This window comes from Candidatus Methylomicrobium oryzae (genome assembly GCF_016745425.1).
Taxonomy (GTDB): domain Bacteria; phylum Pseudomonadota; class Gammaproteobacteria; order Methylococcales; family Methylomonadaceae; genus Methylomicrobium; species Methylomicrobium oryzae.
The window spans coordinates 38,513-61,637 of sequence record NZ_JAERVK010000003.1; the positions used below are offsets into that span (position 1 = coordinate 38,513).

Here is a 23,125-nt window from a genome sequence, read left to right on the forward strand (position 1 = left end):
CGTAATCGTACGAATTCGAGGTTGCATTCCTCCGATTACGCTTCGCTAATCGGAGCTACGCGGGCTCAGGCATGTTTTTCATAAGAATTTATACAGGAATTCCCGTTTGAAAAACACAATGGGATAATACAAGGATGGGCTGACGAAGGAAGCCCATCGATCGCGATAGATGCGCTTCGCAAGCTCAGCGCATCCTACGAGCTTCCGGTTTTTGATTCCAAAGTTATTTTCTAATCGTCTTCTTGATTGCATACATCAGTGGCCGCTGGCCGCCGAACATCGCCCTCGGCGCGCGCATCATCAAGCTGTAATTGCCTTGGTATTTCAGCAACTGTTTATCCCTCAGCATGCGGGCGGTGTCGGTTGGGTCGTAGTCGCCGCAGAGTTTTTCGAAGGCCGGGCGGCGGAAATAGTAGTAGCGGTCGTCCTGCGCTTCGGCTTGTTCCGGCACTTCTTGTTGCAGCAGATGGAACGGCATCGGGTTGGGGTCGTGGTCGGGCGGCGTGGCCAGCGCCGCCGGCGAGGCGTCGAGCCGGGCCAGTTGCGCGGCGATGTAGTTGGGCGTAACGCCGCATTCGAGCAGGTAGACTTTGGCCAGGCTTTTCGACATGCGGCGCAGTTCGGACAGCAGCGCCGAACTGACCCGGTGCAGCGGCGGCAGGTCGGGCAGGGTGTTGTCGTAGTGATGGGCGGGGTTGACGTAGTAGCCGTGCTTGCGGATGGCAGGGAGGACTTCATGGGTGACCCAGCGTTTGAAGGCTTTGGCTTCGGGCTTGTGACTGGTTAGGATGCTGGCGTACAAACCGGATTCGTTGATCGTGGTCACACCGCGATTTCCAAAACCTACAATTCGTAGGTTTTGAATTTCGTCTTCATCCAGTTTTCGGGTCATTGCCTCCGTATCTTTGTATCCCAGAATCTCGGCGACATCCATGGCGATAAACCACGGTTCGCCGTTTTCGTCGGGAATCATGCGCAGGATGTGGGATTGAAATTCGAAATTTTGAACAGGATGGGACATTTTTAGATTCCTCTTTTTGGGGTGCTCTTTATCAAGGGATGGGTGTGTTATTTCTTTTGCCCGACCACCCGGTACAGTGTGGCCTTGCTGATCCCGAACTTTCGGCAGACCATGTCATGGTTGACGCCGTTGAATAGCCGCCGGATGTATTCGTTCCGGCGATGTTTGTTAGGACCCGGGATATAAACGACGTCACCGGCATGCTTCGTCTGGATCCGGTCGATTAATGTGGCCGCAAACTCGCGCGCCTGCGGCTCTTTCATGCCGAACGCGACGGCGGTCATCACAACGTCCTGGTGCAATTGATCAAGATAGGCGCTCATTCCGGAATAAATAAACGGGGTTGATGAAGCTGTTTGGTTGGGATCGGAAAATCGCCCGACGCGGGATCGCCGTCGACGGGCGGCTCGACGGGTAGGGCGAACAGGTCGTTCTGGGCCGGCTGGATAATCGCTTCCAGGAGGTCCCATTCTTTCTGGGCCTTTTTCTGCAGGCGGACCTTGTCGGCGCAGAACAGGGTCATCACGGTGCAGTCCAGGCATTCGTTGCGGGCGCCGGCACGGCGCAAGGTCCAGAGGCTCATCTGGCCTTTGGGGGGGGCTTAGTGACGCGCACTTCGTTGGTCAGGTGCTCGAAGAAGGTGTCGGGCAGGTGCTTGGACAGGTGCTTGGACAGGTGCAGATAGCCGGGCCCGGGGGCGGTGATCTGCAGGCGGTTGAAGAGCAGGTCTTTGGCGATGTCGGTGCCGATCAGGTAAAGGCGCAGGCCGTTTTTGATGACCTTGCTGCGCTGATTGACGTCGACCAGGCTGGATTTGCCGTGGATCTTCTGGCCGGGCGTGCTGGACCCTTTGGTGGCGTAGAGCCGGGGCGGGAGTTGGCCCGGGTGCTGACGCTGCCAGCCGTCCGCCTGGCGGCGGTCGCGGACGAAGCTGTAGGCTTCGTGCGTCCAATGGCCGCCGGTGTCGAGCGCGGCGTGCTCGATCGACGGCCTTGCGCCGGAGCTGCGTAGGCAAGGTTGCGCTTTTTGTAATCCAACAGCTTATACAGCGTTATGTTGGGGTTAACGGTAAACCGATTAATCCAACTTACCTGACCGCTTGACTGCATCGGAGCTCGACATTCGTCGGACTACGCTTCGCCAGTACGCCCTACACGGGCTTGTAAATTAGACTAATCTTAAGTTATTCAATATCTGAAAACGTGGACGAGTCGATAGGATAACAAGTGAACAACTTGCAACGGGTCAGTCAAGCCATTGCCTCTTCACAAGAGCTGCTCGACCTCATCCAGGATGGGGTCTATTATGCCGATGACACCGGCCGTTACACCTACGCCAATCCGATAGCGCTGCGGCAAGTGGGCTACCGTTTGGACGAGTTGACCCGCCTGAGCATTTCCGATCTCATCTGTCCCGAGCAGCGGCAGCTTCTGCCCGAGCATCTGGCGTGCATGGACGCAGGCGAATTGCTGTCGAGCGAGTGGATGCTGGTACGCAAGGACGGCACCTTCCTTCACGTCGAACTGTCTTCCCGCCGACTGCCGGACGGCGGTTACCTCGCCATTGCCCGTGATATCAACGAGCGCAAAGCGGCCGAGGCGGTGTTACTCGAACAGCAGGTGATTTACCGTGCGATCGTGGAAACGCCCGCCGCAGGATTCTGGCTCACCGACACCTCGGGGCGCCTGCTCGAAGTCAACGAGGCTTATGCGCAGCTCTCGGGCTACAGCCGCGACGAGCTGCAGACAATGCACGTCACGGATCTGGAAGCCAAGGAAACGGCAGAAGAGACGGCCGCCCATATCGAGCTGCTGCTGCGCCAGGGTTACGGTCGCTTCCGCACCCTGCATCGGCACAAGGACGGCCGCATCCTGCCGGTGGAGATCGTCGTTACCCTGCGCCAGGACATCGCCGGCGGCCGCTTCTTCGTCTTCATCGAAGACATTGCCGAAAAGATCCGTTACGAAGAGCAGCTGAAAATTGCGGCCACGGTGCTGGAGACCATGGACCAAGCCGTCGTCGTGACCGATGCCGGCAACCGCATCCTCACCGCCAATCCGGCACTCACGCGCATCACTGGCTATACGTTCGACGAGCTGCACGGTAAGAATCCCCAGGTCTTGGCTTCCGGCCGTCACGACAAAGACTTCTACCGCGCCATGTGGGAGGCGCTGATGGCTACCGGCCATTGGGCAGGCGAAATCTGGGATCGCAAGAAGGACGGCGAGATCTATGCCATATGGATGACCATCAATGTCCTGCGCGATGCGGACGGCAATGTGAGCCAATACATCGCGGTCTTCGCCGACATCACCGAAAAGCAGCGTACGGAAGAACTGATCTGGCACCAGGCCAACTTCTGCCCCCTTACCGAACTGCCGAATCGGCGCATGTTCCACGACCGCCTGGAGCAGGAGATTCGCCAGTCGCATCGGAGCGGCGAGCGTTTCGCACTGTTGTATCTGGATCTCGATCACTTTAAGGAAGTCAACGACACGCTGGGCCACAGTATGGGCGATGCCCTGCTGCGGGAGGCGGCGCAGCGCCTGACGGCCTGCGTGCGCGAGACGGATACCGTGGCCCGCCTCGGCGGCGACGAATTCACCCTGTTGCTGCCCGCTTTGCATTCCGGCGAAACCGTCGAGCGCATCATTCATGCGATACTGCAGGCCTTTGATAAGCCGTTCCAGCTCGGCGTCGAGACCGGCTACGTGACGCCCAGCATCGGCGTTACCTTTTTTCCCGACGATGCCGCCGACGCCGAAAACTTGCTCAAACACGCAGACCAGGCGATGTATGCCGCCAAGCAGCAGGGGCGTAACGGCTATCACTACTACACCCCCGGCATGCAGGAAAAGGCTCAATTCCGCATGCGGCAACTGCGGGATTTGCGTTCCGCCCTTGCCAACGGCGAGTTTCACGTGTATTACCAGCCCATCGTCGACCTTGCCGACCAGCGTATCTGCAAGGCGGAGGCGCTGCTGCGCTGGCAGCATCCGGAACGCGGGCTGATCGGCCCAGGCGAGTTCATCGCCCTGGCGGAGGAAAGCGGGATGATTATGGACATCGGCAACTGGGTGTTCGAGGTGGCGGCCCGCCAGGTGCGCCAGTGGCGCGAGCGCTTCCTGCCGACGTTCCAGATCAGCGTCAACAAGTCGCCGGTCCAGTTTCGTTACGATGCCGCCGGCTATGCGGGCTGGCTCAGCCATTTGCAGGCGTTGGAGCTTCCAGGGAACAGTATAGTGGTTGAAATCACCGAGAGCTCGTTAATGGAGAACAACCAGACCATCGAGAACAAGTTGTACGGATTTCGCGACCATGGAATCCAGGTCGCTCTCGACGACTTCGGTACCGGCTATTCGTCGCTCGCCTATCTCAAGCGCTTCGATATCGACTACGTCAAGATCGATCAGTCCTTCGTCCGCAATATGACGGCCGGCTCCGACGACCTCGCGCTCTGCGAGGCCATCATCGTGATGGCCCATCGTCTCGATATTAAGGTGGTCGCCGAGGGGGTGGAGACGCGGCAGCAATATGACCTGCTGCGCGCTGCCGGTTGCGATTACGCTCAGGGCTACCTGTTTTCCAGGCCTATCCCCGCCGATGAATTCGAGCGATTATTGAGAGTCGAGGAGCCTTACCTAAATCCTGCCAAAGCATGAAGGCCCCTGTGAAATACCTTCGCAATCGTAAATGTTTGATACCGGAAATTTACGGTCTTAGCGGCTTTGTTGCCCGTATTGCTCCAGCACATGCCGTATCATGCCTTTGGCAAGCTCATCCTCGCCCAGAAAAACTTTTTCGGCCGATTCCTTTTCCAGCAGCGAGGCTTCCAGTTCACTGTGGGTACGAACCACCGTTTCAATGCCGGGATTATGCATCCGGGCGGTCTTGATCATTTGCCGAAGGTCAAAGGTGTCGGGCGTGGCTACGATTAGCAATCGGGCCTGGGCAATGTGCGTCTGGCTCAGGACCACCGGGTCCGAGGCGTCCCCTGCAACGGCCGGGGTTCCCTTCGTCCTCAGCCGTTCAACCAGTTCGCGGTTCTGCTCGATCACCACAAAGGGAATATCACGCTCGGCTAATGTTTCACCGATGCGCCGTCCCACGCGGCCGTACCCTACCAAGACGACCTGCCCGCACAGGTATCTTTCATCGACCGATGCAGGCAATTCGGCCAACGGGTCATCGGGCCGTTCCAGCAGTCGGGACAACTTCGAGCGGGACCTTATCCAGACCTGAATCGGCGTCACGGTCGCAAAAAACAGGGGATTGATGGCAATGGAGATCAGTGCGCCTGCGAGAATCAAGCTTTGGCCCTCGTGCGGCAACAGTCCCAGGTTTACGCCTAGCCCGGCCAGAATAAATGAGAATTCGCCGATCTGGGCCAGGCTTGTCGCTACGGTAAGCGCCGTACTCAACGGATAGCCGAAGGCGAGGATTAATGCCGTAGCAGCAAGTGTCTTGCCGGTGATGATGATGCCGAGTACGGCCAGAACCTGTATCGGCCGCTCCACCAGAACCATCGGGTCGAACAGCATTCCCACCGACACGAAAAAGAGCACCGCGAAAGCTTCTCGCAGCGGCAAGGATTGTTCGGCGGCACGATGGCTTAATTCGGATTCCCGCATCATCATGCCCGCAAAAAAAGCCCCCAGCGCGAAGGATACGCCGAACAAGGCGGTCGCTGCGTAGGCAATGCTGACCGCTGCGGATACGATGCACAAGGTGAAGAGCTCACGGGAGCCGGTACGGGCGATCTGCCAAAGCAGCATGGGGAAGACCCGGCGCCCAGCCGCGAGCATTAAGGCAATAAACGCGGCCACTTTTCCCAGCGTAATGCCAAGGGCTTGCCATAGTATCCCGTCTTCACCGCTCGGGTTTGTACCGCCGAGCCAACCGGCTAAGTTGGGCAGCAGCACAAGTACGAGTACCATGGCCAAATCTTCGACGATCATCCAGCCGATCGCAATGTGGCCGTTCACCGATTCCAGCGCACCGTGGGCTTCCAATGCCCTAAGCATCACCACGGTGCTCGCCACCGAAAGCGCCAGACCGAACATCAACGAAGCGCCCAATCCCCAACCCCATGCCGTGGCTACGCTCGCCCCGATCGCAGTAGCGACGGCAATTTGCAGCATGGCCCCCGGCAAAGCGATTTTGCGCACTTCCAGCAGGTCATCGAGCGAGAAATGCAAGCCCACGCCAAACATCAGCAGCATCACCCCGATCTCAGCAAGCTGTTCTGCGATTTCGGCATCGACCATGATGCCCGGCGTAAAAGGGCCGATAAGGATGCCGGCCAATAAGTAGCCCACCAGGGCCGGCAGTTTGAGCCGGACGGCCAGGAAACCCAGCACCAGGGCTAAGCCGAACGCGGCGGCAAGGGTCGTAATCAGAGGAACATTATGGAGCATCGACATTCCCCGTCTTTGCAGCGCATTGGATAAGGTCGAACATGAAGGTTTCTTGAAGGGAATGTCGGCTTGAACTATCCCTTAGACTGATGCCGGGATAGCATGTTCAGAACCGCCGAGACTGTATCGAACGTTGAATTGGAATCAGCTCACTGCGGGATTCGATCCAATCTGAACTATCCTATCCCCCTGTTCCTCAGAATGCTCAGGAGTCGAATTTCTTTAATTCCCGATATATACAGACCTTAAGCAACAGCATGGTAGGGATATTAATAGTGGGGATAAGCCGCCCCGCTAACGCAGCATAAAAATCGTCCCCCTGCCAAACATCAATAGCCGATAGCGTTTGAAGAGGAGAAATGACGGATGGCATCGCAATTTGAACATTACGCCTATGAAGGCGATATATTCCTTAAAAAAGTGGCGGGAGAACTCGGTACACCGGATGACACGGATTGTGCCTTCAGAGTGAGCCAGGCTGTGTTTTATGCGTTGAGGGACCGGATCACGGTAGAAGAATCGCAAGATTTGATCTCCCAGCTGCCCATGGCCATCAAAGCGGTTTATGTGAACGGCTGGAAACTGGGAAAAGAAAGGGAAAAATACAAGACCCGCCAAGAGTTTTTAAACGCCGTTTATGCCCATGGGGCCCGTACGGCAGGAAGGGATTTGGGGGATGATCCCCGTCCCAAAGTTCAGGCTGTTTTCAAGGCAATCAAACACTATGTCTCCGAGGGTGAAATGCGGCATGTCAGAAGCCAGCTTCCTCGGGAAATCGCCGACCTTCTGGACGTATAACTTCGGCTCGAGGCTATGTGCCTGCTTGGCGGCGCAGGGCGCTCATCTATGCGTATTCACGGATTTGCGGCTTTGTGTCGGTTTTGCTCATTCAATTTCACTGAGCCTTCCCGGCCAATTTCTGCCATTTGACGAAATTTTCGAATGAATGCTCAGGCTACAAAGCGGTAATGCAGTTGTAGCGCTGGAAGAAAAGCTACGCTTATAAAGCCTGAGTAAGCCCGTATCCTCAAAAGAAAGACCTTGTGAGGCTTAGTACGAAGATGTTTAGGCTTTATCCGTTATGTTTGCCAATAACGCTTTCAGTATCTCCAAGTCTACCGGTTTGACGAGGTGGTGGTTGATGCCGGCTTCTCGTGATTGACGGCGATCTTCTTCCTGGCCCCAACCGGTCAGGGCAATTAATATGATATCTTGGCCTTTGGGTTGCCGCCTGATCCGTCGGGCGACTTCAAAGCCATCCATTCCCGGCATGCCGATATCCAAAAACACTTCAGTTGGCTGAAAGTTTTCGAGGATTTGGAGAGAGGAAGGACCATCATGGGTAGTTATGACCTCATTCCCAAGACCCTTCAGTAACAGGGCGAGACTGTCGGCGGCGTCGTGGTTGTCGTCAACTACCAGCATACGGCGTGAAGATAATGGCAAGGGCAAGGCAGAGCTGTCGTTTTGCAAGCTGCTGCCTGGGTTGTTTCCCTTGTCCGTTAAGGGTAAGCGCACCGTGAACTCACTTCCTTGGCCTGCTCCCTCACTGTCGACCTTCACATTGCCTCCATGCAAGGTCACCAGGCTGTGAACTAAGGTCAGCCCGATGCCTAACCCCCCTTGGGCCCGGTGAGTGGTTCGGTCGACCTGGGTAAAGAGATCAAACACCTTCGGCAGCATCTCGGCGGGTATGCCCATGCCATTATCCCTTACCGATACGACGGCCTGAGCAGCCTCACGCCGGGCGCTTAGCCAGATCCGGCCGCCCTCAGGCGTATACTTGGCGGCATTATTTAAAAGGTTGGCGAAAACCTGGGTCAATCGCATCTTATCCCCCTCCAGCATCAGCGGTTCGGCTGGTAAGTCAAGGTCAAGCTGGTGCTGGCTGGCCTCAATGAACGGCCGACTGGTTTCGACGGCGCTCTGAAGCACCTCGGCCAGGTCAATTTTCTCTTTATGCAGATCGATCTTGCCGCGCGTGATGCGCGATACCTCCATCAGCTCATCCACCAGACGAACCATGTTATTGACTTGGCGCGTCATCATCTCGCGCACACGCTCGACGGTTTCATTGTCAATGCCTGGCAGCCGCAGAATATGCAGGCCATTACTGATCGGGGCTAAGGGATTTCTTAGTTCATGCGCCAGCGTCGCCAGAAATTCATCTTTGCGGCGGTCGGCCTCGCGGAGCGCGTCTTCCAGGCGGTGGCGTTCGGTGATGTCCTGGCTGATGCCGAATCCACCCCGCAGTTTGCCGTTAGCCTCATATTCCAGGTAAGCCTTCTCGCGCACCCATTTGACGTGACCCTCCGCCACAATACGATGCTCAAGGTCATAGGATTCCCCTTTAAGTGCTGCCCGCCATTGGGTATCCACAGATTGACGATCCTCGGGATGAACGCGTTCTAAAAATGTCTCGTAAGTCAGTGGGGTTGCTTTAGGCACGCCGAAAATGCGATAGTTTTCGTCGGACCAGGTCAGCACATTTCGCTGGATATCGAGACGCCACCATCCCATATTCCCGACTTCTTGTGCCCGATCCAGGTCTTTCTTGCTCTGCATTAACGCTTCCTCAGCCCGCTTGCGCTCGGTGATATCCCGAATAATGGCGGTATAAAAACGGCGTCCCTCTCGATGAAACTCGGTAACGGCAATATCCAGGGAGAACTCATGGCCGTTTTTATGGAATCCTTTCGCTTCGCGGTGGACGCCGATCACTTTTTTCACCCCGGTTTCCAGGTATTTTGCTAAATAGTCAGCATGGCGATCCTGATCGGGCCCCGGAATCAGGCAGGCCACATCCTGTCCGATAAGTTCATCTTTGGCATAGCCGAAAATCGCCTCAATGGCGGCATTGACCGATTCGATGGTTCCGGTTTGATCTATGGTAAGGATGCCGTCGGCGGCGCTCTCAACGGTTGCTTTGAGTTGTTCCTCGCTTTCCCGCAAGGCCCGTTCGACCTGGTGACGCTCTTCGATTTGTTGCTTTAAATGACGATTGGCTTCGCGTAAAGCCAGAGTTCGCTCTTCAACTTTTTTTTCCAGTTCCCGGTTTAATAACTTAACTTGATTTTCGTGCCGTTCTTTCTCAAGCACTTCTTCTTGCAATAAGGCATTGGCGCGTGCCAATGCGCTGGGACTCGGCAGTTTTAAAACGATGGGAACGAAAGGCCATAACATGACGGCGGTTGTAAATGAAACAGCCGCCGTGACGGCTTTTGCCAGTCCTTCAAAAAAATAATCCGGATGCCAGATGGTCCAGACTTTTAACAAATGGGTGGTGCCGCAAGCCAAAATAAAAAGGCCGAAAAGGATGAATAGCCAGCGAAAGCTCAGGTCTTGCCTTTTTATGACAAAGTAAAGCAGGGCAAAGGGAATAGAAAAATAAGAAAGCGCAATTAAGCCATCCGAAATCACATGCAAGTACAGTAAATGAGGTTGCCACAGTAGACACATTCCATGCGGCATCAGTCCTTCAATCGATGACAATGGTTGGATTTGGGTTGTCATGGGAAATCTCTCTTATAGATAGAGATGGCAGAAAAGCAGGCGTCTGCATACGAATATGAAAAGACCAAATCAAGCAGGGCCTGAGCCGCTTCGACTTGATCGGCGCATTTTCAGGCACCTCGCGCTCACAATACAAACCGACGGCAAAGGTTTGCGATTGTCCGTTCTGAAAATTAAGCCTACTACTGTTAATATCCTGAGCTAAAAGGAAGTAAAGGTTTTTGTCTACTTAAAGCCTATCCCGGTAGGCTCGCGGCGTGCCAGGTGATGAGGCCGCAAGCCAGGCGGAACATGGCCCATGGCCAAATAAAACGCCACGCGTTCCTCCCAGCGGGTCAGAATCCGGCGAAACCGATTCATCCAACTGTGGGTGCGCTCTACGACCTGAAGCCGCGCCTTGAAGCCGGCTTCCCGCTTGAGGGGCTGCGCTTCTTCACCGCGTGTCCGGCTGTGCGCCCTATATCCGAACGCCTCCGCCAACTCGCGAATTTCCTTAGCGTCGTAACCTCGGTTCGGGCAGAGATTTTGCGGCTGCTCAGGCGTCGGATCGGGACGCGGGATGCCAAGGGCTTCTAAGGTGGCGTACGTCAACTTCCTATCGTGCCGGTTCGCGCCATCAATCACCCGACTGACCGGCAGTCCCGCCGCGTCGGTCAATACGCTGCGTTTGACGCCTTGCTTGCCGCGATCGGTGGGGTTGCGGCCGACTTTTCTCCGCCCCCGCTAATGGAGCTTTGGTCATCGCTCCATCCAGCGACAGCCACGACCAGTCCAGACCTTTCAGTCCGTCATAGGCCAACAGCCCTTCCTGCCAGAAGGCTTGAAAGACGCCGGCCTTAGTCCATTCCATAAAACGCCGATGCGCCGAGCTGCTGGAACAGATGCCGGTGGCGCTCAACGCATTCCACTGACAGCCGGTGCGGAGCACGAACAAGATTGCATTCATCGCCTGCCGATCCGGCACGCGAGGATTATGGCAGCCCAAAGGATGCGGCTTACGCGGCGGCGGCAAAGGTTCCATCCGTGCCCACAACGCATCCGAAAGCCGCCACCCATCATCTTTTAGCGCTAATCCCATACGCGAAATACCTCTTCAATAATCGTTTCGGAATTAGAGGACATGAATCGGGCAGATGTTCCTAATGGGATAGGCTTTTAGCAGCATTTCGACTTTCCACGATGACATGGTCAAATTGAAAGAGGCCTTGACTGGAGTCCTCCAAAAGTAGCCTGCCGCTTAATCATCGCAAAAGCCGACGGTTTGCTAACTACGAATTGGTGCCTGGATTAGAAATCCGTGAATGCCGGTAAAGTGTCGAAATGAGGCGGTCGATGTAAGACACCGGCAAGGGCCGTAGATCCGATTGCGTTGCGCTAATTAGAGCGTGCTGGATTTAACGCTTGATCTGTTACCTGAAAAAAATCGCCGCGCCGATCATGGCCGTGCCGACCAGGATCGTCCACAACGTAGTTTGATGGTTCGCTTCGATCTGCTTGCGCAGCTCGGCGAGTTCGCGGGTTTGCGCTTCGCTGGTCTGTTTTGCGTAGGCCGCGTTGTCGAGCGCTTTGTAAAGCAGCGACGGGACTTCCGGAAGCTGTTCGGCGAGTTCCGGAAAGTGGGACATGAACTGGCTCAGTTTGGCTTTCGGTCCCATCCGTTCCTGAAACCACTTTTCGAGGAACGGCTTGGCGGTTTGCCACAGGTCCAGTTCGGGATAAAGCTGGCGGCCCAGGCCTTCGATATTCAGCAGGGTTTTCTGCAGCAGTACCAACTGCGGCTGCACGTGCATGTCGAAACGGCGGGCGGTCTGGAACAGGCGCAGCAAAAGCTGGCCGAACGAAATATCGCGCAGCGGTTTCTCGAAGATCGGCTCGCAGACGCCGCGGATCGCCGATTCGAATTCCTCGATTCTTGTCGAGTTCGGCACCCAGCCCGATTCGACGTGCATTTTCGCGACCTTCCGGTAGTCGCGATTGAAGAAGGCCAGGAAATTCTCGGCCAGATAATGTTGGTCGGACAGCGACAGGGAGCCGACGATGCCGAAATCGACCGCGATGTATTTGGCCGGCAGGTCGACGAAGATATTGCCGGGATGCATGTCCGCATGGAAGAAATTGTCCCGGAACACCTGCGTGAAGAAGATTTCGACGCCGCGTTCGGCGAGCAGCTTGAAGTCGGCGCCGCCGGCCTTCAGCTGTTCGATCTCGCCGACCGGAATGCCCTGGATTCGTTCCATCACCATTACCTTTTGCCGGGACAGCGGCCAGTGGATTTCGGGCACGTAGATGATCTCGGAGTTTTCGAAATTGCGCCGCAGCTTGGCCGCGTTCGCGGCCTCGCGGACCAGGTCGAGCTCGTCGAGCGTGGTCTTTTCGAATTCGGCGACCACTTCGAGCGGGCGCAGGCGGCGCGCATCCGACCAGAAACGTTCGGCGAAACGGGCCAATTCGTAGAGCAGGGCGATATCGGAATGGATCCGGTCTTCGATGTCGGGCCGGAGCACCTTGACCACGACGGCTTCGCCGCTGTGCAGCTTCGCGGTGTGCACCTGCGCGACCGAGGCTGAGGCCAAAGGATTCGGGTCGAATTCGGCGAATGCCTTGCCGATCGGCATGCCCAGTTCCTGTTCGATGATCCGGCGGGCGACTTCGTTCGGGAACGGCGGCACGCGGTCCTGCAGCTTGACCAGTTCGTCGGCGATGTCTTCCGGCAGGAGATCCTTGCGCGTGGACAGCGCTTGGCCGAACTTGACGTAGATCGGGCCCAGGTCTTCGAGTGTTTTGCGGATCCGCACGCCGCGCGGCTCGTTGCATCGCCGCAGCCAATAATAAGGCGAGAGCGCGGCTAGGAACCGGACCGGACGGAACAGGTGCGTTTTCAGCACGATCTCGTCGAGGCCGTGGAATACCAGCACCCAATTGATATGGATCAAGCGGAGTAAGGTTCTAGGATTGATCACGTCGGATTTGGCGCGGACAGGTGAGGGCGTACGGGATTATTCACTATCCGTAAGCGGTTTGCGGTTTAATACGTTTTCCAGCCGTTCGATCCGGCTGTTCAGGCGGTCGAAATCGGCGCGCAGTTCATCGACCTGGCGGTAAAAAATCTCCGCCTCGGGGGCGGCGGGCAGGTCGCGCGTTTCTTCCTGCAGAAATTCGCTGAGGTTCAGTTCGAAAGTCCGGATCGACTCGCGCGTCCAGCGCGTACCGGTACGGAAGAAGTTGCCGATTTGATGCGCGATTACGTCGCCGGTGAAACGCGACAGTTGTTCTTCAAGATCGATGTTCAGCCTGTCGAACAGGGCCTGGAATTTGCGGCCGGTCGCAACGTCGCCTTCGATTTTGACTTCGCCGGAAAACACCGCGCGCATCGGCCTGGAACTGATGCCCATCATGCCCAGGGCCGACAGCGAACCGCTGATCCGGGTGTCGGGCGGCTCGGGATAGGCGTCGAGTACCTGGATCGCGCTTTCGGTCGGGCACAGATAAACCGTTTCGCCGAACGGTTCGACCGTTAGCGCGATCACCTTGCCGGCCAGGGGCGCGAGCAGTTCGCCGGCGTCCATATCCAGCTTTAGATAACGGTTCAGCGCGCTTTCGAGCGCGGCCGCCAAAAACGGTTTGAACGCCATCTCAGATCTTGTAGCCGCGATGCACCGCGACGATGCCTTGCGTCATGTTGAAAAATTCGCAGCGTTCGAAGCCGGCGTTTTGCATCATCGTTTTCAATTCGGCCTGCTTCGGGTGCATTCGGATCGATTCGGCCAGATAGCGGTAGCTGTCTTCGTCTTTCGCAACGAATTTGCCGATTTTCGGCAGCAGGCTGAACGAATAGAAATCGTAGACTTTTTCGGTGACCGGGTCGGTCGGATGCGAAAATTCGAGGACCAGGCAGCGCCCGCCCGGTTTCAATACCCGGTGCATCGAGCGCAAGGCGGCGTCTTTGTCGGTCACGTTGCGCAGGCCGAAGCCGATGATCACGCAGTCGAAGGTATTGTCTTCGAACGGCAGGCATTCGGCGTTCACCTGGGCGTATTCGATGTTGCCGGTCAGGCCCCGGTCGATCAGCCGGTTACGCCCGGTGCGCAGCATTTCCGAATTGATGTCGGCCAGCACGCACAGGCCCTCCTTGCCGACGCGCTTTTCGAGCAGCGTGGTCAAGTCGCCGGTGCCGCCGGCCAGGTCGAGCACTTTTTCGCCGCTGCGCACGTTGCAAAGCTGCACCGCGATCCGTTTCCAGATGCGGTGAATGCCGAGCGACATCAGGTCGTTCATGATGTCGTATTTTTCGGCGACCGAATCGAAAACGCCGCGCACCAATTTAACCTTGTCCTCGGTGGCGACTTGTTTGAAGCCGAAATGGGTCGTTTTGTGATGAGTCATGTTGTTACTGTAAGGGTTGGGGTTCCTGGCGGTTGTAGCCGGCCGCCTTCAGCCGTTCGAGATAGTCGGCCCATAAGCTGTCGTATTCGGCGCCGAGTTGGTAAAGCAGATCCCAGGTATAAATGCCGCTGTCGTGGCCGTCGCTGAATACCGGGCAAATGCCGTAATTGCCGACCGGCCGAATCTCCCGGATCGTGACCGCTTCCTTGCCGACCTGCAGGATTTCCTGTCCCGGCGCATGGCCCAGGGCTTCCGCCGACGGCGTGTAGACGCGCAGATATTCGCACGGCAGCCTGAAAACCCGGCCGTCGTCGAAACGGATTTCCAGGATCCGGGAAACCTGATGCAGTTTGATTTCGGTCGGCAGCGCGTTGCAGGGTGGGGTATGGAGTCGCATATCTAATCAAAGTGTAGGTTGGGTTAGCCCGATAGGGCGTAACCCAACATGGTGGCTGCATCCATGCAGTCGTCGGCAACTGCTCCCTGCGTTGCCCTACCTCCTGCATCCATGCAGTCGTAACTCAACCTCGCAGTTTACAGAATATACCGGCTCAAATCCTCGTCGTGGACGAATTCGCCCAAGTGGCGGTCAACGTAGGCTGCATCGATCATGACGTCTTTTTCGAGCATGTCCGGGGCGCTGAACGAAATCTCTTCGAGCAGGCGTTCCAGGATCGTATGCAGGCGCCGAGCGCCGATGTTTTCGGTCTTCTCGTTCACTTCCCAGCCCAGTTCGGCAATCCGGCGGATGCCGTCGGTCGCGAAACTCAGGTTGACGCCTTCGGTCTTGAGCAGCGCCGCGTATTGTTCGGTCAGCGAAGCGTCCGGTTCGGTCAGAATCCGGAAGAAATCGTCCGCGGACAGGGCATCCAGCTCGACCCGGATCGGAAAGCGGCCCTGTAATTCCGGGATCAGATCGGACGGTTTGGTCAGATGGAACGCGCCCGAGGCAATGAACAGGATGTGATCGGTCTTGATCGCGCCGTACTTGGTGCTGACCGTGCTGCCTTCGACGATCGGCAACAGGTCGCGCTGCACGCCTTCGCGCGAGACTTCGCCGCCGCCGCTGCCGCCGACATCCGAGCGTTTGCAGATTTTGTCGATTTCGTCCAGAAACACGATGCCGTTCTGCTCGACCGCTTCGACCGCCTTCAGTTTGATGTCCTCGTCGTTGACCAGGCGCGCCGCTTCTTCTTCCTGCAGGACCTTAAAGGCTTTCTTGATCTTCATTTTGCGGCTGCGGGTGCGGCCGGAACCCATGTTCTGGAACAGGCCCTGCAACTGGTTGGTCATTTCTTCCATGCCGGGCGGCGCCATGATTTCGACGCCCATCGGCGCCATCTGCACGTCGATTTCGATCTCCTTGTCGTCGAGGTCGCCTTCGCGCAGTTTTTTGCGCATTTTCTGGCGAGTCGACTCGCGCGTATCGGACAACATACCGGCGTCCGCCTCGGGCAGCAGGATGTCGAGAATACGGTCTTCGGCGGCGTCGTAAGCCTTGATCTGCACTTTTTCCATTTCGGACTGGCGCATCATTTTGACTGCGGTATCGGCCAGATCGCGGATGATCGATTCGACGTCGCGGCCGACATAGCCGACTTCGGTAAATTTGGTCGCTTCGATCTTGATGAACGGGGCGTTGGCAAGCCGCGCCAGCCGGCGTGCGATTTCGGTCTTGCCGACGCCGGTCGGGCCGATCATCAGGATGTTTTTCGGGGTGATTTCTTCGCGCAGCGCAGGGTCCACCTGCTGCCGCCGCCAGCGATTGCGGAGCGCGATCGCGACCGAGCGCTTCGCGCTGGCCTGGCCGACGATGTGCTTGTCCAGTTCGTGAACGATTTCTTTAGGTGTCATCTGGGTCATTACTTTACTCGCTCGGTTCTGCGTCCAATTCTTCGATGCGCAAGTTATGATTCGTATAAATGCAGATATCGGCGGCGATCGCCAAGGCTCTTTCGACGATTTCGCGGGCGCTCAGATCGGTATTTTCGAGCAGCGCGCGCGCGGCCGCCTGGGCGAAGGCGCCGCCCGAGCCGATGGCCATCAGGTCGTTTTCGGGCTCGACCACATCGCCGTTGCCGGAGATGATCAGCGAGGTTTTGGCGTCGGCGATCGTCAGCATCGCCTCCATGCGGCGCAGGGTACGGTCGGTGCGCCAATCTTTCGCCATCTCGACCGCCGCGCGCATCAGATGGCCGCGGTGTTTTTCGAGCTTGCCTTCGAAATGTTCGAACAGGGTAAAGGCGTCTGCAGTCGAACCGGCAAAGCCGGCGATCACCTTGTCATGATACAGGCGGCGGACCTTGCGGGCATTGCCTTTCATGACCGTATTGCCCAGGGTGACCTGGCCGTCTCCGCCGATCACGACTTTGTTGCCGCGGCGCACGGATAATATGGTGGTTCCTCTCAAATTCACGTTTAAAGTCCAAAGTTAAAACGGTGCGTTAATGGCTGCATTTTACATGGTCTGACGCCGGGACGTGCGAAAAAATGCACAAAACAGAACTCTTCAGAAACGGGAGCCGGACGGTAATGGACGGGCTGGACATGAAGGTTCGGTTAAGGTCAGTGTCCATCTCGTTGTGCTACCATGCGACATTATTCAATCCACAATCGGCTGACTTCTATGGATTCACTGAACCAGATAACCGCGACTTTGGCGATGACGATGGGCCTGGCGTGGGCCAGCGGCATCAATCTCTATGCGACGCTGCTGACGCTCGGCTTTCTCGCCAACAGCGGCAACATCGTGTTGCCGCCGGATTTGCAGGTCGTTGCGAATCCGGCCGTGATGCTGGCGGCGGGCCTGATGTACTGCGTCGAATTTTTTGCCGACAAGACGCCGGGCGTCGATACCGGCTGGGATGCGATCCATACCTTCATCCGGATACCGGCCGGGGCGATGCTGGCCGCCGGCGCGGTCGGCGAGCTGAACCCGGCGGTCGAGCTGGCCGCCGCGATCGTCGGCGGCGGCATGGCGGCCGGCTCGCATATGACCAAGGCCGGCAGCCGGGTGTTGATCAATACTTCGCCGGAGCCGTTCAGCAACTGGGCCGCCTCGGTCGGCGAAGACATGGCGGTCGTGGCCGGCGTCTGGGCGGCGCTTCAGCATCCGTTGGTGTTCCTGATCGCGCTTGTGCTTTTTATTGCGTTGATGGTCTGGCTGTTGCCGAAGCTTTGGAACGGCATCAAGAAGGTTTTCCGGGCGATTACGCGGTTTTTCGGCTCGGAGTCGGAACAGCAATCCGGTTCGAATTCGCCTTAATTTCAGTAAGAAGTGCATTCCACAGTCGATTTGAAACAGAAAGCCGTCGTCGATTTATGATTAGAGTCTGAAGCCATAAATCCGATGCCCAAAGCTCGCCATGCCGATTCTTGGCAATGTAAAAAAGTTATCAAATCCGGTTTTGGGCATGGCATCGGGACTCATTGCTTCGCTATAGTGCAAGGCGATCAATGTTGGTGCGTTTCTGCGATATCCATAATTTTGCCGTTTTCTCTCGGCTTATGCTCAAGAATCAAGGGCAAAAAATTGCGTGCATGTGTTTTCGTCGATTCCGGCAAATGTGCCGCAATATGAAGACGAACAATTGAGAAGCTTTCAATCACTTTCGAATGATTTTATCGATTGGCGCGCATCTTGCTTAACCTTGGGGCGTCATTAAAGGCGATAAACGATGACGCTATATTTTTATGTTAGCGCCAATTTACGAAAAATCATGAAAATGAGATTTAATGGACCCCGCACAATCAATGTCACTCACTTCGCCGGCTTTCCCGAAAAGGAAGGACAGCGTCTTAAGATCAGTAACAGGCTCTCCTTTTCCCTATTACGATCAGCAGCGTCGTAATTGGACAATTGCCATGTCTGACTCGATTTCATCGAAGGCTATTGAAAAAATCCTGTTTCCTTATTTCCAACCGATTATTTGTACGGCCAGCGGCAGTATTGTCGGCTATGAAGTCTTAGCCAGACAATACGATGAAAACGGCCATGTCATTTCCGCAGGAGGTTTGTTCAATTCGCCCTTTATCACGGACAGTCAGTTAATATTATGGGATCGCATGTTGCGGCGCCAGGCGCTGAAACACTTCGACGAAAGCAATTTTCAAGGTTATCTTGCAATCAATATTTCCGCCTCCTGGATAAATTACATTGACGATTTTACGGCACTGCCGACACTGCAAATGTTGCAGGAGCTCAACATCGACAAGAGCCGCGTGATCATCGAAATTACCGAATCCAAAGTCGAATTGGAAAAGCTGATCGGCGTGGTGAAGGAATACCGCAAACACGGTTTGAAGGTTGCCATTGACGATTTCGGTGCCGGTTATTCTCAACTGGAGCGAGTCATTGCGATTCGCCCGGATATGATCAAACTGGATATGGAATTGTTCAAGCAGGCTTTGAAAGGAGGAATCGAGCACGATGTCGTGCATTTGATTACCGATTTATGCAAACGCACCGGGTGCCGTCTCGTTTGCGAAGGCGTCGAGTCCGAGGAGGAATTCTTTTATGCATTGGACTGCGGCGCCCATTTCATCCAGGGTTATTTATTTTCGAAGGCGGAGGCCGAATTTAAAAACCCGGATCATTACCACGGCCAGTTTGGGCTGCTGAGAAAAAAATTTCTCCAAAGAACATTGCATAAAGAAACTCGAAAACTGACATTTTTCGAACAGATAAAAAGGTCGGTCGAATTGTTGCGGGTTGCACTGACAACCGATTTCAATCTCGGCGAGTTAGCGACCACCCCCTTCGAGCTCAGCGGCGTACTGCGGTTTTATCTTTGCGATGCCGAGGGCAACCAGATTTCGCCGAATTTTAATTTCGGCGAGGGAAAGTGGCATGAAGAGCCGACGGAGGCCGAATTCAACTGGTCGTGGCGCTCCTATTTTTACCAATTGCTGGCGTTAGAGCATGTCCAGAACAGTCATCGGATCGTGGCGTCCGAACGTTACCGGGATTTCAGCACCGGCCTGCTCTGCAAGACACTGTCGCTCCGTCTGGATGAGCAGCGCATTTTGCTGGTCGACATCATTGCCGAATATTGACTCGAAGGGAGAAAAACGATCCAAGTAACCGAATTCGGCATTGAGAATAATGGGACGTTTTCATCGGCGGGGTGGTCGAAGAGGTTGTGGACAAATCCGCGTCATGAGAGAGGTGCGAACTTTATCGTAAGGAGGCTAACGATGACCCGTATTCTCGTTTTGTATTACAGCATGTATGGTCATGTGGAAACCCTGGCGAAGGCGGTTGCCGAAGGGGCGCGATCCGTCGAAGGGATTGAAGTCGTCGTCAAGCGGGTGCCCGAACTGGTGCCGGAAGAGGCGGCCCGCAAGGCCGGGGCCAAGTTGGATCAAGAAGCGCCGATTGCAACGATCGAGGAATTGCCCGATTACGACGCGATCATTTTCGGAACTCCCACCCGTTTCGGGAACATGTGTGCGCAGATGCGCAATTTTTTGGACCAGACGGGCAAACATTGGCTGAGCGGCGCCCTGATCGGGAAGGTCGGCAGCGTTTTTACCTCCACCGCAACGCAGCACGGCGGCCAGGAAACCACCGTCACCTCGTTTCATACGACACTGCTGCACCACGGGATGGTCATCGTCGGCGTGCCTTATTCCTGCCAGGGCATTCTGAACATGGAAGAGATCACCGGAGGTTCGCCTTACGGCGCGGCAACGCTGGCCGGCGGAGATAATCGCCGGCAGCCGTCGGGTAACGAATTGGGCATCGCCAGGTTCCAGGGCGAGCATGTGGCGAAAATCGCCAAAAAATTGTCCGCCTGCACGGTTTCCGGAAATGCCCGCTTTTGAAATGGGAGCGGTTGCGGAGCGGTTTTCAGTGTAACGCAGAGCTGGAAAAATGAGGCGTTTTCCGTAGCGGTCCGGCGCCTCCTCACTTTGGCCGGGTAAATGAATGGCCCGGCGTTACCGTGCCCGGGCGCTCGCCGGGTTCAGCCTTCGGCCGCTAAATCGACGATTCGGGGTTGCCGATCAGGCTGCCCTGAACCAGATCAATGCCGAGTTCGTTAAGCGTTTCCAGCACGCCGCCGTTTTCGACCGATTTGGCGATCGTAAGTTTGCCGAACGTATGGGCGACGTCGGACAAGGATTTGACGAACATCCGATCGTCAAGGGTATGATCAATCTGGCGGATTAGCGGGGCGCTGATTTTTACGTAATCGATCGGCAGGTTCTTCAAATAATAAAACGATGAAAAGCTGACGCCGAAATTATCCAGAGCGACGCCGCAGCCCAGCCTCTTGAATTGTTGAATGAGTGTTTTTGCCTGCGTATAGTGCGATTCGACGGCCGCTTCGGGAATTTCGAAAATGATTTTTTCCGCGCCGATATCGTAGAGGTCGAACAAGTAAGCCACATCGTCGTAAAAGCCGGAATCTTCGAAAACTTTGCCGGACAGGTTGATCGACAGGCGAAAGTCTTTTCCTTGCCGGCCGGTTTCGTTTAGGGTGCGCAGCGCCTGCTTGAACGCAATGCAGTCGATTTTTCCGGCCAGTCCGAGTTCTTCCGCGTGATTCAGGAAAACTTCCGGAAGCAGCTGCTCGCCGTCGTCCTGCGGCAGGCGCAGCAGGCATTCGTAATGATGCAGTTCGGACGATCGGCTGTCCAGCACCGGCTGGTATTCCAGTTCGAACCGATCTTTCATGATCGCCTGTTCGAGCATCTGCCGGAGGTTCAGCATTTGCTCGATCTTCAGCTGGCTGTCCTGACTCAACCTGCAGCAGTGGAAGCTGCCCGGGCCGATCTGTCCGGCGTGCAGCCGCGCCGCATCCGCATTCGCGTAGAGATCGTTCGGCGTCAGTCCGTGCTCGGGATACACCGCGATGCCGATATGGGCGTTGAGCCGATAATTTTTCCCGGTATGAATAAACGGCGAGGCGCCGATGTCCTGAATCAGTTTTTTCGCGAAGTTGTCGAGGTGATCCGGCTTGACGTGCGAAATCAACAGTGCAAAAACGTTTTTGTTGATTCGGCTGAGCCTGTCGATCGAGCGAAGGCTGTCTTTCAGCCGGCGCGCCACCCAGGTCAGCATCATTTCGCCTGCCCGCGGACCATGAAGATTGTTGATCTCTTCGTACGGATCGATATCGAACAGGAGTACCGCGATCAAATAATCGTAACGCCGCGCGGTTGCCAGCGCGATCGTCAGTTCGTCGCGGAATTGCTGATAGCTGGCGAGGCCGGTGACCGGATCCTGGATCGGCTGGGTCAGCATTTTCTGCTGATACTGCGACCTTTCGCTGTTATCGACGCCGAGGGTCAGAATCACGGCTTCGTCCGGGTTGTTCGGCGGGTTGAACAGCGAGTGCAGCCAGGAGATATCGCGGGTCTTGCCGGTTTCGGAAATCAATTGCCCGTCGACCTGGAACTGCCCGGTAATTTCTCCCGATCTGAGCATGCTCAGTTTTTTGTGGTGTTCCCACTCGGTTTCGGGGATTAAAAGATCGAAAATCTTGCCCTTGATCGAATGTTCTTCCCGGCCCAATTCCTGTACTCCAGCCTGATTGATCGTCAGGATAATGCCGTTCAGTTTTTGCGTCAGAATGATAATCGGCGCGGTGTCGATCAATTGCCGGATGAAGTCGCGCTCGATTGCCAGTTCCCGGCTTTTCTTGATCAATGTCAAGGTATTGCTGTGCACTTCCTGTTCCAGCGATTGCAGTTGCTGGGCCAGCGTCAAGGCGGTCTGGTGCAGTTGATCGACCTCGTCATAATCGGTCGAAGCGATTTTCTTGAATCCGATCCGTTCGCGGAACTTGTCGTACTGGTGTGCCGCCAGCAGTGGCAGCGCTCCCGAAAGCCGCGCGACACGCGAAAAGGTGTAGTGCAGCAGAACTGGCAGCAGGGTCAGGGAGCCCAACAGGCTGATCACGCCATACAGCCAGACTTTCTGCAGGTCTTTTTGCAGGTTTTCTTCGATTTCGGTGATATCGTTGATGAACAAAAACAGTGGCGACTGCTTTTTATCTTCCTGGATCGGCACAATTCCGATTTCGTATGTGGCGCCGGCGAGGTGAATCGTTTTAGTTTGATCGTTCAGTTCGGACAGCGCTACATGCGCGGCGATGTATTGATACAGTCCTTTATTGTCGGACAGGGTCAGCCCTGCCAGTTGATACGGCCAGGGATGCTCGGGCGCGCCGGATAAGGTGGTGTCGGCGGAAAGAATGCCGATATCCGCACCGGTGGCCTGTTTGTATTTAATCATGATGTCCGCGAATGACCGGGTCACGCCGTAGGCGCCGACGGTTTGGGACCGGCCGATAACCGGCACCACGGCCTGCTGAAAACAGATGGAGTCGCAAATGGTGCGGTGTCCGGGTATTTCGGAATGGATCACTTTGTGGATGGTGGCGTCGTCGGTCGGCATCGGACTTCCCCAGGATTTGATCGTGGCGCCGTTGCTGTCGAAAAAAACGATGTTTTCGATACCCCAACTGAGCTGCCATCGCGACCATTTTTCGTCCAGCATCGTGAATGAGGTTTGCCCCCGGCTTGTGTCGGAGCGGGAGCGTTGTTCCCCGAAGATGGACAGCATTTCCGCGAGCTGTTCGAGTACCAAAAACGAATCTTCGGTCAGGGCCCGGGCGATATGGAGATGATTCCGGTGCTCCTTGACACGGTCGAGATAGAAGCTTTCGATCGCATGGCGATAGGCGAAATAGGAAAAAATGCTGTGCATCAGCAGAAACACGCTGCCGAATAAAATAGCGAGTTTCCATCTTAGGCTGAAAAAGAACGGCGATCTCGGCATGGG

General features: G+C 55.9%; 18 protein-coding genes and 1 pseudogene. 5 read left to right on the forward strand and 14 right to left on the reverse strand.

What is annotated here, in order from left to right; translation table 11 throughout:
- Positions 1 to 223: 223 nt before the first annotated feature.
- Genes JJL52_RS03875 through JJL52_RS21725 form a run of 4 tightly spaced genes read right to left on the reverse strand, consistent with a single transcriptional unit; the run spans position 224 to position 2,005 of the window.
- Positions 224 to 1,021: a BRO-N domain-containing protein gene (locus JJL52_RS03875; protein WP_202051084.1), complete on the reverse strand. Its 798-nt coding sequence runs from the start codon at positions 1,019 to 1,021 to the stop codon at positions 224 to 226.
- Positions 1,022 to 1,068: 47 nt separating this feature from the next.
- On the reverse strand, positions 1,069 to 1,344 hold the full coding sequence (locus JJL52_RS03880) for a Mor transcription activator family protein (RefSeq protein ID WP_202051085.1): 276 nt from the start codon (positions 1,342 to 1,344) through the stop codon (positions 1,069 to 1,071).
- Positions 1,341 to 1,604, reverse strand: a complete 264-nt coding sequence (locus tag JJL52_RS03885; RefSeq protein WP_202051086.1) for a hypothetical protein — start codon at positions 1,602 to 1,604, stop codon at positions 1,341 to 1,343. The genes JJL52_RS03880 and JJL52_RS03885 overlap by 4 nt, the downstream gene beginning before the upstream one ends.
- Positions 1,601 to 2,005 carry a terminase gpA endonuclease subunit gene (locus tag JJL52_RS21725; protein WP_202051309.1) on the reverse strand — a complete coding sequence of 135 codons (405 nt, stop codon included), beginning with the start codon at positions 2,003 to 2,005 and terminating at the stop codon, positions 1,601 to 1,603. Before JJL52_RS21725 ends, JJL52_RS03885 begins: the two co-directional genes overlap by 4 nt.
- 242 nt (positions 2,006 to 2,247) lie before the next feature.
- Between JJL52_RS21725 and JJL52_RS21510 the strand changes: the two genes are divergently transcribed.
- The gene (locus JJL52_RS21510) at positions 2,248 to 4,683 is read left to right on the forward strand and encodes a sensor domain-containing protein (RefSeq protein WP_336885038.1); all 2,436 of its coding nucleotides are present in this window, start codon (positions 2,248 to 2,250) and stop codon (positions 4,681 to 4,683) included.
- A gap of 57 nt (positions 4,684 to 4,740) precedes the next feature.
- On the opposite strand, the gene JJL52_RS03900 is transcribed toward JJL52_RS21510, so the two are convergent.
- Positions 4,741 to 6,438 carry a cation:proton antiporter domain-containing protein gene (locus JJL52_RS03900; RefSeq protein ID WP_202051087.1) on the reverse strand — a complete coding sequence of 566 codons (1,698 nt, stop codon included), beginning with the start codon at positions 6,436 to 6,438 and terminating at the stop codon, positions 4,741 to 4,743.
- Positions 6,439 to 6,804: 366 nt separating this feature from the next.
- Here JJL52_RS03900 and JJL52_RS03905 point away from each other — a divergent pair, with 366 nt between their 5' ends.
- Positions 6,805 to 7,236: a DUF2267 domain-containing protein gene (locus tag JJL52_RS03905; RefSeq protein ID WP_202051088.1), complete on the forward strand. Its 432-nt coding sequence runs from the start codon at positions 6,805 to 6,807 to the stop codon at positions 7,234 to 7,236.
- Positions 7,237 to 7,503: 267 nt separating this feature from the next.
- On the opposite strand, the gene JJL52_RS03910 is transcribed toward JJL52_RS03905, so the two are convergent.
- The 8 genes and pseudogenes from JJL52_RS03910 to hslV all read right to left on the reverse strand — a co-directional run bounded on the left by JJL52_RS03910 (position 7,504) and on the right by hslV (position 16,750).
- Positions 7,504 to 9,951: a PAS domain S-box protein gene (locus JJL52_RS03910; RefSeq protein ID WP_202051089.1), complete on the reverse strand. Its 2,448-nt coding sequence runs from the start codon at positions 9,949 to 9,951 to the stop codon at positions 7,504 to 7,506.
- 236 nt (positions 9,952 to 10,187) lie between these two features.
- A pseudogene (locus JJL52_RS03915) lies at positions 10,188 to 11,029 on the reverse strand (IS5 family transposase).
- 331 nt (positions 11,030 to 11,360) lie between these two features.
- On the reverse strand, positions 11,361 to 12,911 hold the full coding sequence (ubiB, locus tag JJL52_RS03920) for a ubiquinone biosynthesis regulatory protein kinase UbiB (RefSeq protein WP_202051090.1): 1,551 nt from the start codon (positions 12,909 to 12,911) through the stop codon (positions 11,361 to 11,363).
- Positions 12,912 to 12,947: 36 nt separating this feature from the next.
- Positions 12,948 to 13,583, reverse strand: coding sequence for a ubiquinone biosynthesis accessory factor UbiJ (locus JJL52_RS03925; protein WP_202051091.1), 636 nt, complete (start codon positions 13,581 to 13,583; stop codon positions 12,948 to 12,950).
- Position 13,584: 1 nt separating this feature from the next.
- On the reverse strand, positions 13,585 to 14,334 hold the full coding sequence (ubiE, locus tag JJL52_RS03930; protein ID WP_202051092.1) for a bifunctional demethylmenaquinone methyltransferase/2-methoxy-6-polyprenyl-1,4-benzoquinol methylase UbiE: 750 nt from the start codon (positions 14,332 to 14,334) through the stop codon (positions 13,585 to 13,587).
- Between the two features lie 4 nt (positions 14,335 to 14,338).
- Complete coding sequence (locus JJL52_RS03935) at positions 14,339 to 14,731, reverse strand: gamma-butyrobetaine hydroxylase family protein (protein ID WP_202051093.1); 393 nt, start codon at positions 14,729 to 14,731, stop codon at positions 14,339 to 14,341.
- A gap of 137 nt (positions 14,732 to 14,868) precedes the next feature.
- Positions 14,869 to 16,197, reverse strand: coding sequence for an ATP-dependent protease ATPase subunit HslU (gene hslU, locus JJL52_RS03940; protein WP_202051094.1), 1,329 nt, complete (start codon positions 16,195 to 16,197; stop codon positions 14,869 to 14,871).
- A gap of 4 nt (positions 16,198 to 16,201) precedes the next feature.
- A complete protein-coding gene (gene hslV, locus JJL52_RS03945; RefSeq protein ID WP_202051095.1) occupies positions 16,202 to 16,750 on the reverse strand; it encodes an ATP-dependent protease subunit HslV in 549 nt (182 codons plus the stop codon).
- 210 nt (positions 16,751 to 16,960) lie between these two features.
- On the opposite strand from hslV, the gene JJL52_RS03950 reads away from it, so the two are divergent.
- The 3 genes from JJL52_RS03950 (at position 16,961) to wrbA (ending at position 20,160) form a co-directional block, all read left to right on the forward strand.
- A complete protein-coding gene (locus JJL52_RS03950) occupies positions 16,961 to 17,599 on the forward strand; it encodes a DUF4126 domain-containing protein (protein ID WP_202051096.1) in 639 nt (212 codons plus the stop codon).
- A 599-nt stretch (positions 17,600 to 18,198) separates the two neighbouring features.
- A complete protein-coding gene (locus JJL52_RS03955) occupies positions 18,199 to 19,389 on the forward strand; it encodes an EAL domain-containing protein (RefSeq protein WP_202051097.1) in 1,191 nt (396 codons plus the stop codon).
- Between the two features lie 141 nt (positions 19,390 to 19,530).
- Entirely contained in the window at positions 19,531 to 20,160 is a 630-nt protein-coding gene (wrbA, locus tag JJL52_RS03960; RefSeq protein ID WP_202051098.1) for an NAD(P)H:quinone oxidoreductase, read from the forward strand.
- 154 nt (positions 20,161 to 20,314) lie between these two features.
- Here wrbA and JJL52_RS03965 read toward each other — a convergent pair whose 3' ends face one another.
- Complete coding sequence (locus tag JJL52_RS03965) at positions 20,315 to 23,122, reverse strand: bifunctional diguanylate cyclase/phosphodiesterase (protein WP_202051099.1); 2,808 nt, start codon at positions 23,120 to 23,122, stop codon at positions 20,315 to 20,317.
- Positions 23,123 to 23,125 lie beyond the last annotated feature (3 nt).